This is a genomic window from Mannheimia kashgarensis, from assembly GCF_041807705.1.
Lineage (GTDB): Bacteria > Pseudomonadota > Gammaproteobacteria > Enterobacterales > Pasteurellaceae > Mannheimia.
Map to the genome: position 1 here is coordinate 1 of NZ_JBGTYY010000008.1, position 16,476 is coordinate 16,476.

Annotated in this window: 19 protein-coding genes, 1 tRNA gene and 1 riboswitch; of the genes, 8 read left to right on the forward strand and 12 right to left on the reverse strand. The window is 37.0% G+C overall.

The genetic code is table 11. From position 1 onward, the window contains the following. Nucleotides 1-372 (reverse strand): IS1595 family transposase (locus ACERCF_RS05110; protein ID WP_373624862.1); only part of this gene is annotated, 372 nt, incomplete at its 3' end. Between the two features lie 456 nt (nucleotides 373-828). On the opposite strand from ACERCF_RS05110, the gene ACERCF_RS05115 reads away from it, so the two are divergent. The 4 genes from ACERCF_RS05115 (at nucleotide 829) to ACERCF_RS05130 (ending at nucleotide 5,232) form a co-directional block, all read left to right on the forward strand. Then, nucleotides 829-1,056: a hypothetical protein gene (locus ACERCF_RS05115; RefSeq protein WP_040080947.1), complete on the forward strand. Its 228-nt coding sequence runs from the start codon at nucleotides 829-831 to the stop codon at nucleotides 1,054-1,056. A gap of 238 nt (nucleotides 1,057-1,294) precedes the next feature. Beyond that, on the forward strand, nucleotides 1,295-1,582 hold the full coding sequence (locus tag ACERCF_RS05120; protein ID WP_052437196.1) for a hypothetical protein: 288 nt from the start codon (nucleotides 1,295-1,297) through the stop codon (nucleotides 1,580-1,582). Between the two features lie 303 nt (nucleotides 1,583-1,885). Beyond that, nucleotides 1,886-3,145, forward strand: a complete 1,260-nt coding sequence (locus ACERCF_RS05125; RefSeq protein ID WP_373624863.1) for an HlyD family secretion protein — start codon at nucleotides 1,886-1,888, stop codon at nucleotides 3,143-3,145. Beyond that, a complete protein-coding gene (locus ACERCF_RS05130) occupies nucleotides 3,145-5,232 on the forward strand; it encodes a peptidase domain-containing ABC transporter (protein WP_373624864.1) in 2,088 nt (695 codons plus the stop codon). The genes ACERCF_RS05125 and ACERCF_RS05130 overlap by 1 nt, the downstream gene beginning before the upstream one ends. Nucleotide 5,233: 1 nt before the next feature. Here the strand turns inward: ACERCF_RS05130 and ACERCF_RS05135 are convergent, their stop codons facing one another. The 9 genes from ACERCF_RS05135 to ACERCF_RS05175 form a co-directional block, all read right to left on the reverse strand. Continuing rightward, a complete protein-coding gene (locus tag ACERCF_RS05135) occupies nucleotides 5,234-5,902 on the reverse strand; it encodes a thermonuclease family protein (RefSeq protein WP_373624865.1) in 669 nt (222 codons plus the stop codon). A gap of 43 nt (nucleotides 5,903-5,945) precedes the next feature. After that, nucleotides 5,946-7,313 carry an alanine/glycine:cation symporter family protein gene (locus ACERCF_RS05140; RefSeq protein ID WP_373624866.1) on the reverse strand — a complete coding sequence of 456 codons (1,368 nt, stop codon included), beginning with the start codon at nucleotides 7,311-7,313 and terminating at the stop codon, nucleotides 5,946-5,948. 136 nt (nucleotides 7,314-7,449) lie between these two features. Then, a riboswitch (glycine riboswitch) is annotated at nucleotides 7,450-7,543 on the reverse strand. A gap of 168 nt (nucleotides 7,544-7,711) precedes the next feature. Continuing rightward, nucleotides 7,712-8,764 carry an AI-2E family transporter gene (locus tag ACERCF_RS05145; RefSeq protein ID WP_373624867.1) on the reverse strand — a complete coding sequence of 351 codons (1,053 nt, stop codon included), beginning with the start codon at nucleotides 8,762-8,764 and terminating at the stop codon, nucleotides 7,712-7,714. A 43-nt stretch (nucleotides 8,765-8,807) separates the two neighbouring features. Continuing rightward, nucleotides 8,808-9,221 carry a Holliday junction resolvase RuvX gene (ruvX, locus tag ACERCF_RS05150; RefSeq protein WP_373624868.1) on the reverse strand — a complete coding sequence of 138 codons (414 nt, stop codon included), beginning with the start codon at nucleotides 9,219-9,221 and terminating at the stop codon, nucleotides 8,808-8,810. Beyond that, on the reverse strand, nucleotides 9,221-9,781 hold the full coding sequence (locus ACERCF_RS05155) for a YqgE/AlgH family protein (RefSeq protein ID WP_373624869.1): 561 nt from the start codon (nucleotides 9,779-9,781) through the stop codon (nucleotides 9,221-9,223). The genes ruvX and ACERCF_RS05155 overlap by 1 nt, the downstream gene beginning before the upstream one ends. After that, nucleotides 9,781-10,512, reverse strand: a complete 732-nt coding sequence (gene rsmE, locus ACERCF_RS05160) for a 16S rRNA (uracil(1498)-N(3))-methyltransferase (protein ID WP_373624870.1) — start codon at nucleotides 10,510-10,512, stop codon at nucleotides 9,781-9,783. Before rsmE ends, ACERCF_RS05155 begins: the two co-directional genes overlap by 1 nt. A gap of 49 nt (nucleotides 10,513-10,561) precedes the next feature. Then, nucleotides 10,562-10,777, reverse strand: coding sequence for a type II toxin-antitoxin system RelE/ParE family toxin (locus tag ACERCF_RS05165; RefSeq protein WP_373624871.1), 216 nt, complete (start codon nucleotides 10,775-10,777; stop codon nucleotides 10,562-10,564). A gap of 56 nt (nucleotides 10,778-10,833) precedes the next feature. Beyond that, nucleotides 10,834-11,007: a hypothetical protein gene (locus tag ACERCF_RS05170; protein WP_373624872.1), complete on the reverse strand. Its 174-nt coding sequence runs from the start codon at nucleotides 11,005-11,007 to the stop codon at nucleotides 10,834-10,836. Between the two features lie 176 nt (nucleotides 11,008-11,183). Further along, a complete protein-coding gene (locus tag ACERCF_RS05175; RefSeq protein WP_373624873.1) occupies nucleotides 11,184-11,771 on the reverse strand; it encodes a YajG family lipoprotein in 588 nt (195 codons plus the stop codon). Between the two features lie 87 nt (nucleotides 11,772-11,858). Here ACERCF_RS05175 and ACERCF_RS05180 point away from each other — a divergent pair, with 87 nt between their 5' ends. Together ACERCF_RS05180 and ACERCF_RS05185 are read left to right on the forward strand one after the other, a co-directional pair. Continuing rightward, nucleotides 11,859-12,170 carry a BolA/IbaG family iron-sulfur metabolism protein gene (locus tag ACERCF_RS05180; RefSeq protein ID WP_373612144.1) on the forward strand — a complete coding sequence of 104 codons (312 nt, stop codon included), beginning with the start codon at nucleotides 11,859-11,861 and terminating at the stop codon, nucleotides 12,168-12,170. A gap of 92 nt (nucleotides 12,171-12,262) precedes the next feature. Next, a tRNA-Ser gene (locus ACERCF_RS05185) sits at nucleotides 12,263-12,352 on the forward strand. A 165-nt stretch (nucleotides 12,353-12,517) separates the two neighbouring features. On the opposite strand, the gene ACERCF_RS05190 is transcribed toward ACERCF_RS05185, so the two are convergent. After that, the gene (locus tag ACERCF_RS05190) at nucleotides 12,518-12,889 is read right to left on the reverse strand and encodes a copper resistance protein NlpE N-terminal domain-containing protein (RefSeq protein WP_373612145.1); all 372 of its coding nucleotides are present in this window, start codon (nucleotides 12,887-12,889) and stop codon (nucleotides 12,518-12,520) included. A 20-nt stretch (nucleotides 12,890-12,909) separates the two neighbouring features. Next, nucleotides 12,910-13,212: a DciA family protein gene (locus ACERCF_RS05195; RefSeq protein ID WP_373624874.1), complete on the reverse strand. Its 303-nt coding sequence runs from the start codon at nucleotides 13,210-13,212 to the stop codon at nucleotides 12,910-12,912. 120 nt (nucleotides 13,213-13,332) lie between these two features. Here ACERCF_RS05195 and secM point away from each other — a divergent pair, with 120 nt between their 5' ends. Further along, the gene (secM, locus tag ACERCF_RS05200) at nucleotides 13,333-13,653 is read left to right on the forward strand and encodes a secA translation cis-regulator SecM (RefSeq protein WP_373624875.1); all 321 of its coding nucleotides are present in this window, start codon (nucleotides 13,333-13,335) and stop codon (nucleotides 13,651-13,653) included. A gap of 58 nt (nucleotides 13,654-13,711) precedes the next feature. Then, entirely contained in the window at nucleotides 13,712-16,426 is a 2,715-nt protein-coding gene (gene secA, locus ACERCF_RS05205; RefSeq protein WP_373624876.1) for a preprotein translocase subunit SecA, read from the forward strand. Nucleotides 16,427-16,476 lie beyond the last annotated feature (50 nt).

Below are 16,476 nucleotides of genomic sequence, written 5' to 3' on the forward strand. Positions count from 1 at the left end.
CTTGATTTTCCTTGTAATGACCGGCATTAGCGTTTCTGATTTGGTATTTTCTACCACTACGGTAAACACCTTTCCTTGACGCTTCAACAAACCGAATACAGCGACTTTCCCAGCCGCGCCTCGCCGTCGTTTTCCTTTGCGATGACCACCAAAATAGCTTTCATCTACCTCAATTTTTCCCTCAAAAATTTCATGAGCTTCAAGGGCTAAATGGTGTTCAATGACCAGCCTAATTTTGTGGTAAAACAGGGCTGCCGTATTGGGTTGAATACCTAATAAATCAGCAGCGGTTCTAGCGGTCACTTCAGCAACAAAAAATTCAAGAAGCTTTTTCTGCAAAGATTTCTTTAATTTACAATGGGTTATCTTCATTTTTGTAGTATAGCAGTGATGCTAATCTACTACAGCCCCTTATTTATTATTGTTCGCTCTTTTCTGAAGTATTGGAAGAATGCGAGAAGAAACGGGGAGACTATGAAATGAACATTAAAAGAATAGTGATTATATTTTTCTGGATTATTCTAATTCCAACAACTTTTTTAATATTGAGTTACTATCCTGTATAGGAAGAATAGAAAAGTGGGCTATTGCTTCCGTAATTGCATTGGCTTACGCATTTATTTTTCGTAAAACGTTAAAAATGAAATTCTTTTGAATATGTTTCATAGTGTTTACTTGTTCTAGTGAGCAATAAATAACCATAATAAGTGAATGTGGAATATTTTAGAGGTTTTGTGAACTAGATCACAGATTTTATAAATGATAACTGTTATCATTACTGTGCTGAGCATTTCAGTACTTACTATCAACACTCAAAGGAGTAATAATATGAAAGTTTTAAATAATTCAGAAACACTCATTGTAAATGGTGGTAGATTCAATTTCTCTGGTGGAGGTGCTAGAGGTCGATGGGGAACTTACATGAATGTAAACGCTGGATATACATTTAATCCAACGAAAAATATTTCTGTAACACCATCTGTAGATTTTCAAAAGAATCGATTCATCGGTAATAAGATTACAGGTGGTGGCATTAATGTTACCATTAAATTTTAAATATACTCTACTAATACCAATTTTATTATCTGCTTGTACTCATTCTATAGAGAGAGATAGAAAAGATAGTCAATGTTTCTCTTCTGCTTATGTAAACAGGCACATAAAAGATTCGGTTCATCAGAAAATAGTGTATGACAGATGTTTAAGAGAAAATAAACCCTATCTTAGTACACAATAACTAAAAATATATAGCCCTCTTACGAGGGCTATTAAAATAGTAAAAAGGTAATTTATAATGAATGTGATCAAATTAGAAAATACGAAATGTGTAACTGGCGGATTTGCAAATTTTGCCTTTGGAGGGGCGATTGGATTAGGAATGTATGTATGGAATCATAGACATGATCTTCATTCTATGACATTTAAAGGTGCGGCATTGGCAACTGGTTCAGGGGCTATAACAGGAGGTATCGGAGGAAAATTAATTTCTGCTGCTGGAGGAGGGATTGTTGGAAATGTTGCTTGGAGACCTGGACTAACAGGTTTAAATAGTTCAATTCAACATATTGCTAATCGGAAATAGGTTTATTGCTCTATAATAAAATAGGGCATTTATAAATAGAGATGATATATACTTCATTTGTTATAGTTATCACATTTATTGAGATATCTATTTTCTTAAGAAAAGAGCTGTCTTATAGGAAGGCTGCCTTTATATTTTTCTTAAGTTATATACTAATATTTGGTATCGATAATATTTTTCATTTTAAGCAAAATAAAAGTATTTTGCTCGTCATTGCTGAACCCATAATTATATCTGTTATTTTTTCATTGTTGGCTCTTTGGCTATTCAAATACCACAAAGAAAAAAATTAATATTAATAATATGTTTAGAGAAGAAGCTATTGCATATCAGTCAAAAAAATGGAAAAGCACTGCGGTACTATTTAGCAGAATTCCTGCTTGGTTTATCTTTTCCATTTCTTTCTTTATTTTTGCTGCATTTATTTTATTTATTGTTTTTGGCAGTTATACCCGCCGTGAAACTGTTGTTGGTGAGTTAGTAATGCAAGCTCATCCAATTATCCTTTCTGCTCCTAAATCCGGCTATATATCCGAAAATTATATTCAGCCTCATCAACAGGTGAAAAAGGGCGATCCGCTGTTTAAAATTACGCTGGATAGAATTACGCATAGCGGGAATATTAATGTCAATTCTATTCTTTCTCTGAAATCACAAATTCAAGCAACAGAACAAGCGATCACAGCTTTAAATAAGAATAAGTTAGAAACTATTAATAGCCTTGAAAATCAGATCGAAAACAATCAAAAAATTTATCAAGATAAGCAGGCTTATTTAGTTGAAGTTGAAAAAACAATGAATGACTATGAGGATTTAGTAAAGCGTTATGAGAAATTATTAAAAGTAGGGCATTCTAGCTATGATGAAGTAAATGTTCAGAAAAGCAGATATTTCCAACAAAAATCACTGTTTAATGAGCTAAAGCAAGAATTAATTCAATTAAAATCCACCCAACTTAGCTTGGAAAATGAAATTGAAACCCGTAAAACCGAATTTAATAATCAGATTATTCGCTATGAAATGCAAAAAAGTGATTTATCTATTCGGTTGATGGAGTTTGAATCTGTTTCAGATATTATTGTTAATGCCTCTTTAGACGGAAAAATTGAAAGTACCAGCGTAACAGTTGGGCAAATTATTAAAGAAAATGACCCGCTTGCACAAATTCTGCCACAGAATAAAGGCAATTATCAGCTAGTGATGTGGGTGCCGAATAGTGCTATTTCATTTATTAAACAAGGCGATGAGGTGAATATTCGTTATGAGGCTTTTCCGTTTGAAAAATTCGGGCAGTTTAAGGGCAAAATTACGTCAATTTCAACCTTACCTGCTTCTCTGCAAGAACTGAGTTTTTATAAAAATCTCCCTACAAATTTAGATCAAGGCATTCCGCTTTATAAAATTCTGATTGAGCTTGCCGATCAAAACGTAAAATATAATGATACCACCCTTTATTTTATGAGTGGAATGAAAGCCGAAGCCACGTTATTTTTAGAGAAACGTAAACTGTATGAGTGGATATTTTTCCCTATGTATCAATTACGCAAAAATATGGAGCAATAATGACAGGAATTGAGCAGTTAAAATTTGATTTTCGGAGAAAAATACCTGTTATTTTGCAAACTGAAACAGCTGAATGTGGCTTAGCCTGTTTAGCGATGATGTTGGGCTATTACGATAAAGACACCAATTTATTTGAATTACGAAGTCAATATGGTACTTCCTCTCGTGGAGTAACGCTACATACCTTAATTTCTATTGCAAATGACTGTGGTTTAATAACTCGCCCTCTTTCTCTAGAGTTAGATGAAGTACCACAACTTCGTCTGCCTTGTATTCTTCATTGGGATTTTAATCATTTTGTGGTATTAACTCACGCAAGTGAAAAACAGTTTATTATCCACGATCCTGCTTTCGGTAAACGTAAATTATCCCGTGCTGAATTTTCCAACCATTTTACCGGAGTCGCTTTAGAAGCTTGGTCTGAAGTTAAATTTGAGAAAAGCAACAATGAAAACACCATTAGTTTGTATGAAACCTTAAAGCATATTTCCGGCATAAAAGGTGCATTAGTGAAAATTTTTGCCCTTTCAATGCTCATTGAACTCATTGCTTTACTTATGCCGATTGGAACACAGTTGGTGATGGATCACGTTATGCAAGCGAAAGATCAATCATTACTTTTAATTATCTGTATTGGGCTATTTCTATTTACCCTTTTCCGTACAACGGTCAGTATGTTTAGGGCTTGGGTTTCCTTGAAAATGAATTATTTAATTGATTTTCAATGGACAGCCAGTTTCTTTTCTCATCTCTTAAAATTACCGCTTGATTTCTTTGAAAAACGCCAAGTAGGTGATATTCATTCCCGATTTAGTTCATTAAAAACCATTCAGAAAACTTTAACTTCAAGCATTATTAGCACGATTATTGATACGATTATGATCATCAGTTTAATTATTATGATGGTGTTATATGGCGGTTGGCTTTTTTGGGTGGTATTAGCCTTTTCTTTTATCTATTTTATTCTCCGAATGGTTACTTATTTAGTTTATCGTCAACTGAATGAAGAGCAGATTATTAAAGGAGCAAAAGCCCATTCACATTTTATGGAAACTTTGTATGGCATTACAACGTTAAAATCATTAGGATTGGAAAATAAACGACAAGAACAGTGGATGTCGCTCAATGCGGATGCTTTTAACACATCAATTAAGGTAACTAAATTTGATATGCTGTTTTCCGGTATTCATACCTTTATTTCTACCATCGAACAGATTTTAATTCTTTGGATTGGGGCGACAATGGTGATTGAAAATGTGATGACATTAGGAATGTTTGTCGCTTTTAATGCCTATCGAGGCTCTTTCTCTTCACGAATGGCGAATTTAATTGATATTATTTTTAGCCTAAAAATTCTTTCATTACATAGAGAGCGGATTGCAGACATTGCTTTAAATGAAGTTGAAGATGAAAGTAAATATCAAGAACTCAGATTTGAACATAACCAAACAGATATAGAAGTTAAAAACCTTTGTTTCAAATACGATCCTTTTTCTAAAAATGTGCTTGAAAATGTCAATTTAGTGATCAGAAGTGGGGAAAGTGTTGCTATTACCGCACCATCAGGTTATGGCAAAACAACGTTATTAAAATTAATTGCAGGTTTATTAAAACCAACCTCAGGTTCTGTGTATTTTAACGGCATTGATATTTATCAATTAGGGTTAAGTCAATATCGAGCCCAGATTGCTTGTGTATTACAGGAAGATAAATTCTTTTCAGGTTCCATTTTAGAGAATATTGTTAGTTTTGAAAGTAATTATGATCGAGAATGGGCTATCGAATGTAGCAAACTTGCGAATATTCACAATGATATTATGGCAATGCCGATGAATTATGAAACCTTATTAGGCGAATTAGGAAATAATTTGTCTGGAGGACAAAGACAACGATTATTTATTGCTAGAGCTTTATATAAAAAGCCTAAAATTCTTTTGATGGATGAGGCAACTAGCCATTTAGATGAAGAAAATGAGAAGCTTGTTAATCAAGCTATTTCACAAATGAAGATAACAAGGATTATTATTGCTCATAGAGAATCGACTATTCAGTCGGCGGATAGAATTATTGCCCTGAATGACAGGTAAATTAATTCCTATTTTTCTGTTCTTGCCGATAAAGTTTATTACACGGAATGCCGTCATTATTACCATCTAACGCTTTCCAACCGCATTGTTGAAAGTAGTGTTTTGCTTGTTCGTAATTGCCGATTTGGTTGCAGCTTAATTTAATTTTGCAGTTAATTGCTTGTGGTGGATTTGCAATATTTCCCGGTTTTTTGACCGCTTGTGGTAAGGTTGAGGCGCGTGTTTTTCGCCATTGGCTCGGGTTAATCGGGAATTTGTCCTGCCATAAGCCGATTTTAGCTCGCTGTGCTTGATTTTGTGCCTCAATGTACTCTCGCTTTGTGGTATAAGCCCACGCCATACCGTTTTCTACTAAGGCTAAGTTGATGTTTTTACCGTTTAAATAGAGGGTAGCAAGTAAGCGTTGATAGCGATCGTATCCTGAAATCACGGCAGTAACGTTTTGTTTAAACACTAACTGAGCCAGAGCTTGTTTAGCTCTATTTCCATAAGGCTGGAATTGTTCAGGTGCATCAATATGTATCAATCTCACTTTGAGCGGTGCTTTGTTTACTAAGCAACTTAAGGTATCGCCATCGCTAATTCCCACCACTTTGCAATTGATTTGTCGCTCATTTGCATAACTAATTGAAAACAATAGGCAAAAAATAAAGGTGTATAAAAATTTCATAAATAAAAATATAGGGCTAAATTGCCCTATATTCTATCAGTTTTTATTCTGTTTCGCCTTTTTTAAGGCGAGCAAAGAAATCTTTGGTTTCGCTAATAATTACTTTGCGTAGAGCAATAATTGCAATGAGATTTGGGAATGCCATTAAACCGTTTACAATATCGGCAATTGTCCAGATGGTGTCGAGTTGTAAAAACGGGGCAGCGGCAATTAACGCAATAAATAAAATGCGATAGAGCTTGATATATTGGGTTCGTCCACGTGTTAAATAGACAAAACAGCGTTCTCCATAGTAGCACCAGCCTAAAATAGTGGTGAATGCGAAGAAAACTAAGCCAACTGTTACAATAATTGCACCAAATGAGCTGTCTAAGCCTTGAGTAAAGGCAGTTGTAGTGAGAGCTGCACCTTTAATATCACCTGTCCAAGCACCTGAAATAATAATAACCAAGCCTGTCATTGTACAAACAATGATAGTATCTAAAAATGTGCCTGTCATTGAAATTAAGCCCTGTCTCACAGGTTCTTTGGTTTGAGCAGCAGCGGCGGCAATCGGGGCTGAGCCTAAGCCTGATTCATTCGAGAAAATACCGCGTGCTACACCCAGCTGAATGGCTTGCATTACCGTAAAACCAAATGCACCACCTAATGCAGCTTGCGGATTAAAGGCTGCGTGAACAATAGTAACGATAGCTTGTGGTACTTTTTCGGCGTTGAGAATAATCACACACAGCGAGGCAACAACATAAGCGATAGCCATAAACGGCACAACAATGGTTGCAATTTTAGAAATACGTTTTACACCGCCAAGAATAATTGCAGTTACAATTAGCGTTAAAATAATAGCACTAAGGAGAATTGGCACATCGAAGGTACTTTCTAAGGCGTGCGTAATGCCATTTACTTGTGGGAAAGTGCCAATACCGAGTAACGCCACTAATACCCCGAAAAAAGCAAAGGCTTTAGCGAGCCAACGCCATTTTTTACCCATACCTAATTCGATATAGTACATTGGTCCGCCGGCAACAAAGCCTGCTTTATCTTTAGTACGATATTTAATTGCAAGCAAGCCTTCGGCATATTTAGTTGCCATACCGAATAGGGCGATGAGCCACATCCAGAACAATGCACCCGGGCCACCGGCTTGAATAGCGGTGGCGACACCCACGATATTCCCAGTGCCGATAGTCGCCGCCAGTGCAGTAGCTAATGCTCCAAAAGCGGAAATATCCCCACTTTGGTTTTCGCCTTTCTCTTTTTTAAAGATATAGCTAAATGCTCTTGGTAGGTGAACAAATTGCAGTAATTTGAGGCGTAAGGTGAAATAGATACCGACACCGGAGATTAAAATCAGTAACGGTGGACCCCAAACGAAATTATTGATAGAGTTTAAAAGTTGGTCGATTGACATAGTGTGTTCCTCGTAAAAACTACTTACAAGGAAAGAAAAGAAATGATGGAATGACCGAAACAAACGGTCAAAAAACGGTGATATTTTGCAAAGGCAAAAATCACAGCGTGGTTTGATTTTATTACATTACATCTTGCTTTTCTCCCCTGTCCTTTTGCCTGAGCGTTTCACGCATTGTTGCATTTTCGCCTTCGGCGGCTGATATTTCAGCTCTCTCCAAGGGTTCGTCCAGTAACAGTCCTCGCAACTTAGTTGCACCTGAAAGAGTTTACCTCGTCGGTGGAATGTTAATTCATTTCTCTCCAGCTACCTTCATCCGAACAATCTGATTTATTTTATATTGTAAAATAAAAAAGAGTTGCCAAATTCTAGCAACTCTTTTCCGCTCGTCAAGCAGTTTAGTGATATTTTTTTCCTCGAGGTATTTCGTCTAAATCACTAAACAAAACAGCATATTTTCTTGTATCCTTATTGGATTCCAAAGCTACCTTACACGCCATTGTTAAAGGAACTGAGAGTAGCATTCCTACAGCTCCAAGCAACCAGCCCCAAAATAGAAGTGAAAGGAATACCACAAGAGTTGAAAGCCCTAATTTTTTCCCCATTAATCGAGGCTCTAAAGCATTACCAACAATCATATTAATAGCAACCATACCAATTAATGTTCCTAGTGCAACTGAAAAGTTATTTAGTACAAGAGCTTGAATGACAATTGGAATACTAGCTAAAATTGAACCGATATTGGGAACATAGTTAAGTAAAAAGCTAAACATAGCCCATAAAATAGCGTATTGAACATCTAACGATATTAATAATATCCATACCAAAATCCCGGTAAGGAGGCTGACAAAGGTTTTTACGCCTAAATAACCGATTACCCCTTCTAATACTTGGTTAATATACTCTTTTTCATTACGTAAATCATCGTCGTCACTTAATGCCAAGGCCAGCTTGTATTTCGCTACAGGCATTTCCATTAGCATAAAAATGACAATTAAAAAGACTACAAAAATATTCGATAATGTACCGGAAAGCCCAACTAATAATGTATGAACGAAATTCATAATGGAACTTGGGTCAAATTTACTCATTATTTCTTCTTGTGAAATAGTGATGGGAAAATTCCATTTTTGTGTAAATTCAATAAGCGTACGTACTTTGGCTGAGAGCTGTGTTTTATATTGCGGTATTGAACCGGTAAACTCTTGTAGTGAGTTATTAATGATACCTGCAAAAAAGGTAAAACCTAACAGAATTACAACCAGTAAGAGCGTAATTGCTAACCATAACGGAATTTTCCGTCTTGTCATAAAGTTAATTATTGGTGAGCAAATAATTGCAATAAAAAGAGCGAGTAGGAAAGGTACTACAATTTCACTAGATAATTTTATGCCGGCTAGAATAATGATAATAGCGGCGATAGCAACTAGAGTTTTAGTTGAATGTCTCATAAATATCCTTAATTATAAGTGATTTAAAATCAGTATTTTCAAATTATCGGTTTTCAAACCAACTTTCTAAAATTAAACAAGCGGAAATGGAATCCACTTTATCTTTTTTTAATGCTTTATAGCCACCACGAGAAAAAATTTCTGCTTTGGCTTCAACGGTGGTTAAACGTTCATCTTGCAACTCAACTGGCAAATTAAAACGCCCATTTAAACGGTTGGCGAATTTCCTTGCTCTTTGGGTTAAAGGTTGTTCTGTTCCGTCCATATTTAACGGCAAGCCGACCACTAAAATATCGGGCTTCCATTCTGTTAAGAGTTTACCAATCTGTTTCCAATTCGGAATACCATCTTGCGCCTTAAATGCCGGTAAGCCTTGAGCAGTACCTGTAATACTTTGCCCAATAGCACAGCCGATGCTATTTGTGCCGAAATCGAATGCGATGACAGTTTGTCCCATTACGCTCTCCCTGCTCTTGCCGGTATGCTGGAAAGCCCCATCATTTCATAGGCTTCTGCCCAGCGGTCTAAATAACCTGTTTCAAACAAGGTTTTTTCATTTGCTTCCGATACAATCCAATAATTTTGAGCAATTTCTTGCTCTAACTGATTGGTTCGCCACGTTGAACAACCTAAGCAAACAATAAATTTTTTGGGTGATTCAGCTTTGCCGAAAGAGTCTAACACATCGCCCGAGGTTGTGAGTGTGATTTTATCGGTGATCGGATAAGTATGGATAAAATCATTCTCTGTTTTGGTGTGAATAATAAAGCCTCTGTCTTGATTTACTGGTCCGCCGCTTAATACCATTTGGTCTCGATTGTAATCACGTTGGTTTGCCATTTGGAAATCCATACGGGTAATTAATTCCAATACCGATAAATCCGTTGGTGTATTAATTACAACCCCCATCGCCCCTTGCTGATTATGTTCACAAATATAGATAACGGTGCGTTCAAAATAATCATCGTCCATTTCAGGTGTGGCAATTAGGAATTTGCCTTGTAAATTTTCTAGCATTAAATATCTCCAAAACAAACTTGTAGGGCAGTAATAGCGGCAAGGGAAGCCGTTTCTGTGCGTAGCACTCGTTTGCCTAATAATACTTCAGTAAAGCCTTCAGTTTCTGTCATCGCAATTTCTTCTGCCGATAATCCGCCTTCTGAGCCAATTAATAAACGCACGCCAGCGTTCGGTACATTGGGTAGTTCACGAATAGTGTATTTCGCTCTTGGGTGTAAGTTGAGTTTCAGCATTTCATCTTGCTCTTTACACCAATCGGTAAGCTTTATAATCGGGCGAATTTCAGGAATTTCATTTCGTCCACATTGTTCGCAAGCGGCAATCGCAATTTTTTGCCATTGTTGTAGTTTTTTATCTTGGCGTTCGTCATTAAGCTTTACGCCACAACGTTCCGACCAAAGAGGGGTAATGGTTTTAACGCCTAACTCCACTGATTTTTGAATGGTAAATTCCATTCTATCGCCTCTGGAAATGACTTGTCCTAAGTGAATCGGCAAATTAGATTCTCTATCATCTAATTCACTTGAATTAATTTTTGCAATAATTTGGCGTTTTTCAACCGCTTGTAACGTTGCGTGAAAAATGTGGTTTGAACCATCAAACAAAATAATTTGCTCGCCTTCTTTCATTCGCAACACTCGCCCAACGTGATTAAACGCATCTTCACTTAAAATGCAACTTTGCTGATTTGCTAATGGCTCTGGGTGGTAAAATCTTGGGATTCTCATTTTATCTCTCTTTAAAATACATCAAAGGCAGACTTATGTCTGCCTTATGCTAAGGGTAAAGTTTAGAGCAGTGAATAACGGTTTTAATGATCACTATATTGCTTTTGATTTCATACACAATGCGGTATCTATTATGATAAAGCTCTCTCGTATTGGCGACTTTACCTCGAACGCCCATTTCAGGGAACATAGCAAGATGATTAATGCTATTTTCAAGTATCTTCCAAGATACGAATACCACTACTGGCATATCCAGTAAATTCACTTACTGAACGAGCAATTAACTGAAGGTTTTTAATCGCTTTTTCAGTAAATTGAATTTCAAGCAACTCTTTTGGCATTTTTTGCCCCTTCAAAGGCTGCAGCAATTACTTTAGCACGCATTTCTTCTATAGAATAAACTCGCCCGTGCTTAATATCTTCATCTGCTTCACGAATTTGCTCGTGCAAATAATCAAGATACTCTTGGCTGACATTATAATAAGGATTGTTCATATTTTCCTCCTCTGGCAATTTCTACATTGTGTACTTTAGCTGTCGTTTTATCAAGTAAATTTCTTGGATTTTTCGAGCGATATCACAAAATAGAAAATAACAAGCGGTTAAATTCTTTTCATTTTTTGCAAAAAATCGAAGAAATTTAACCGCTTGTAAGGTTCAATTAATCGTTATTATTTGAACTGATGGATAGCTGCAGCAACTTCATTATCGTTATAAATCGCTTTAACAACATCAGAGTAAGCTTGGTCTAATACTTTCTTAATTTCATCATTACTTGCACCAAATGCACCTTCATAACCGCGAGTTGCGTTGAAGTTTTTGCTAAAGTTACCTCTTGTTCCTTGAACAGTTACTTCAACACCTACTTGGGCATTTGCTTTATAGCGTAAGTTGCCTTGCTCAACGGTTGCGAAGAAGTTGCGAATATTGACCACTACGTTTGCATTCGCGGCACCTTGCACAATTTGGAAACCTTTTGCATTAAGGTCTTGCTGTACGGCTTGTTGGAACATTGCAGCCACTTCAGGTACAGCAGTTAAGCGAATTACTTCACCATTTTTTGTATAGCTTGCGACTTCGCGTGAGGCACGTAAATCTTGTGTCATTACATTAACTGCAGCAGTTTGATTATTGGTATTAAATACCGCCGTTGGTGTTGGCGTTGAGAAAGTTAAGGTATTTGATTGACTTTGGCAACCAGCTAACAATGCAGTTGCTAAAGTGGTTGCTAACACTAAGGTTTTTTTAGATAGTTTCATAGTAAATCCTTCTTTTAAAGAAATTTTGAGATAATTTGACTCTAGTATAGTATTATTTATCTTGGTTTCCAATCAAAGAGAGTAGAAATGTTAATAGAACAGACAATTATTCAGAAAATTAGTGCTGAGTTTTCCCCAATTTTTTTAAACGTGGAGAACGAAAGCTATATGCACAGCTCAGGTAGAGGGGCGGAATCTCACTTCAAGCTGATCTTAGTATCGGATAAATTTGATGGAAAAAGAGCGGTTGCCCGTCATCAAGCGGTTTATGCCTGTTTGGCGGAAGAACTGGAAAATGGTGTTCACGCACTAGCTCTGCATTTATACACGCAAAGTGAATGGGCAGAAATTGGCGGAACTGTGCCGAAATCGCCAAATTGTTTAGGTGTGGGGCAGTAACTGCTCAAAATTTGATTTAATTTATTTTGTGAAGAAAATGCTTGAAAGAAAAGTGTAAAATTGCTATATTTATGCTTGTCTTTTATTGATTCGGTGAGATGTCCGAGTGGTTGAAGGAGCACGCCTGGAAAGCGTGTATATGGGAAACTGTATCGGGGGTTCGAATCCCCCTCTCACCGCCATTCAATTTGAAAGATTCCTTACTGTTTTCATAGATATTTCCTTGGTTAAGTAAAAGTAGAAATACTTTTTCATTTTTAGGTTGTCCCTAAGCAATTTTGCTTGGGGATTTTTTTATCTCTCAAATGTAGAAATAAAAAAGAGATTCTTTCGAATCTCTTTCACAATTAATGTACTTTATTTAATTTATAATTATTGGGGCTTTCTACGGTATTACCATTTGGATCACAAAGCTCTACATATTGGTCTTGCACTTTAAATGCGAGATTGCCTGAGGCTTTTTCTAAACGAATCACATTTGGTTTGTTTGGTTCTTGGCGATAAGTTCCATTATCACGATAAGCGTATTCTTTTTTATCTTTAAAATAAATAGTATCGTACTGATATGTTTTATCCGCATTGAGTGTTAATTTTGCTTCGATTTTCTCACAATCTGCACAAGGTAATACGCCTGCATAGCTACCTGTTACCGTTTTTTGTGGTAGTAATGAACAAGCACTTAAGATAGCGGTAAATCCAATTACTGCAATTTTTTTCATATTCTGTTCCTCTTTTTAGATTATTTAACGCTCGGATTTACTTTAAATTCAAGCTGGGTAATTTGGGGTAATTCGGTTTGTATCTGTACTAACAGCGAGGCTTGTTGTAACAATAAACCTTGTCTTACTGTTGCACTTTGTACATTAATAATGAGCTGATTATCAACTAAATTTGCCACACGGTAAAGCCCACGATAAGATTCCGGCAAGATTTTCTGAATTTTTTGGTTTAAATCATTCACAAAATTTGCTTTTTCGACAATTCGACTTAATGTTGAGTTCTGTAAAATGTCGTTAATCTTTTTAGGTGCTGAATTTTTCATCTATTATTTACTTTATCTCAATTTTTATACTTGATTTTACGTTACTTGACCCAATTATTTGATAATTATGATTGAATTTAGCGTATAATCACTTAAATTTTTTTACTTCACCTTAACTTGATGAGCTTATTCTTTAAACACTTTCATAAAACGCCTTTTTGGTCGCAACTTTTTTTTGGAATGGTTGCGATGCTTGCGTTACCTGAAATTCAGGCAATTAATGCAAATGAAAGTGAGCAAGAAGCGGTTATCAATCAATCTTTTCTTCAGTATGCTCAAGCAACCAATGAGCTAGAACAGCAATCTCTTTTTATTGCAGAATTGAACCATAACATTGTGGAAATTAAACCACAAGCGGTTAAATTTTGTGAATTTTTTACCAAATCTTACCGCTTGGATAAACAAAATATTTATCCAATTCGGGCAGGGCCTCACTCCTAACTATAAATTTAACCTTTAAAATCAACTAATTAACAATATTTATATTTAGGAAACTACAATGATTTCAAAATTACTTACCTCTATTTTTGGCTCAAGCAATGACCGTACTTTAAAGCGTTTAAGAAAGCGTGTTGCACAAATTAATAAACTTGAGCCGACATTTGAGCAATTATCTGACGAAGAATTAAAGGCAAAAACTGCTGAATTTAAACAACGTTTAGCCGACGGAGCAACTTTAGAAAGCTTAGTGCCAGAAGCCTTTGCTACAGTTAGAGAAGCAAGCAGACGTGTATTAGGTATGCGTCCATTTGATGTGCAATTAATTGGTGGTATGGTACTAACCGAGCGTAATATTGCTGAAATGCGTACGGGTGAGGGTAAAACCTTAACTGCAACCTTGCCTTGCTATTTAAATGCTTTAACAGGTAAAGGCGTTCACGTTGTAACCGTAAATGATTACTTGGCTCGCCGTGATGCGGAAACTAACCGCCCATTATTTGAATTTTTAGGCTTAACGGTTGGAGTGAATATTCCGGGGTTAGCCCCTGAGGTGAAACGTGCGGCATACCAAGCGGATATTACCTATTCAACCAATAGCGAATTAGGTTTTGACTACTTGCGTGATAACTTAGCCCACGACAGAAATGAGCGTTTCCAACGTGAATTACACTACGCCTTAGTGGATGAAGTGGACTCTATCTTAATTGATGAAGCTCGTACGCCATTAATTATTTCAGGCCCGGCGGAAGATGCGACCCAAATTTATCAAGCGGTAGATCAAATCATTCCTCATTTGATCGCACAAGACAAAGAAGACACGGAAGAGTACATAGGCGAAGGTGATTTTACTGTCGATCTAAAAAACAAACAGGCTCATTTAACAGAGCGTGGTATGGTGAAAGTAGAAGATTTTTTAACTCAAATGGGGTTAATGGAAGAGGGTGAGAGCTTATATCACCCAGCTCGTATTTCACTGTTACACCACGTGAGTGCAGCCTTAAGAGCTCACAAATTATTTGAACGTAATGTGGATTACATTGTAAAAGATGGCGAGATTGTGATCATTGATGAACACACAGGTCGTACAATGGCTGGTCGCCGTTGGTCTGACGGTTTACACCAAGCGATTGAAGCGAAAGAGCGTGTCAATATTCAAGGCGAAAACCAAACTGTTGCTTCCATTACTTACCAAAACTATTTCCGTTTATACGAAAAATTAGCAGGTATGACAGGTACAGCTGATACAGAAGCTTTTGAATTCCAACAAATTTATGGCTTAAATACAGTTGTAATTCCTACAAACAGACCTGTTATTCGTGATGACCGCACAGATTTAATGTTCAAAAGCGAAGCAGAGAAATTTGCAGCGATTATCACTGAAATTAAAGATTGTATCGAACGTAAACAGCCAGTGTTAGTAGGTACAGCATCAGTTGAAAAATCGGAACTATTATCGGCAGAATTAACTAAAGCAGGGATTCCACACAACGTATTAAATGCAAAATTCCACGCAAAAGAAGCAGAAATTGTGGCAGAAGCGGGGGCACCGGGTGCAGTTACTATTGCAACGAATATGGCAGGTCGTGGTACGGATATTGTGCTTGGCGGTAACTGGAAAATGGAAATCGCTAAGTTTGAAAACCCAACGCAAGAGCAAATTGATGCGATTAAAGCCGCGTGGCAAGAGCGTTATGATATTGTAATGAAAGCAGGCGGCTTGCATATTATTGGTACAGAGCGTCACGAATCTCGCCGTATTGACAACCAATTGCGTGGTCGTTCTGGTCGTCAAGGCGATCCGGGTTCATCACGTTTCTACTTATCATTAGACGATGCGTTAATGCGAATTTACCTCAACGAAGGTAAATTAAATATGATGCGCAAAGCTTTCACTGAAGAAGGTGAGGCGATGGAATCCAAACTTTTAACCAAGGTGATCGCATCGGCACAAGCAAAAGTAGAAGCACATAACTTTGATGGACGTAAGAGCCTTCTACAATATGATGATGTAGCGAATGAGCAGCGCAAAGTGATTTACGAACAGCGTAATCATTTATTGGATACCGACGATATTTCACCAATGATTGAAGCGATTCGCCAAGATGTGTTTGATACCACGATTAGCGAATACATTCCTCCACAATCTATTGAAGAAATGTGGAACGTGCCGGGCTTGGAAGAGCGTTTACGCCGTGAGTTTGGATTAGATTTACCAATTTCGCACTGGTTAGAAACAGAAAACGATCTGCACGAAGAAACCTTGCGTGAGCGCATTCTCAACATCGCGATTGAAGAATACAAAGCGAAAGAAGAGAAAGTAAGTGCCGAAGTGATGCGTAACTTTGAAAAAGGCGTGATGTTACAAAACCTTGATGAGTTATGGAAAGAGCATTTATCTTCAATGGATTACTTACGCAAAGGTATTCACTTGCGTGGCTATGCGCAAAAAGATCCGAAGCAAGAGTACAAAAAAGAGTCTTTTGCAATGTTTACCAATATGCTCAGCACCTTGAAATTGAACGTGATCAGCATTTTAAGCCGCATTCAAGTGCGTAGCCAAGAAGAGGTGGAAGAAGCCCAACGCTTACAAGCGGAAATGGAAGCAAAAGCGGCGGAGCAATTACCAGCCGATGAGCCAACACAGCAAGTTGATCTTGAAAGTTTAAGCGAAGAAGAGTTAGCAAACTTAAACATTGGTCGTAATGAGCCTTGCCCTTGTGGTTCAGGTAAGAAATATAAGCATTGCCACGGCAACAAAGCGAAATACGCATAATTAAACAAGCGGTCATTTTTAGATAGAAATTTGCAAATTCTCTGCTAAAT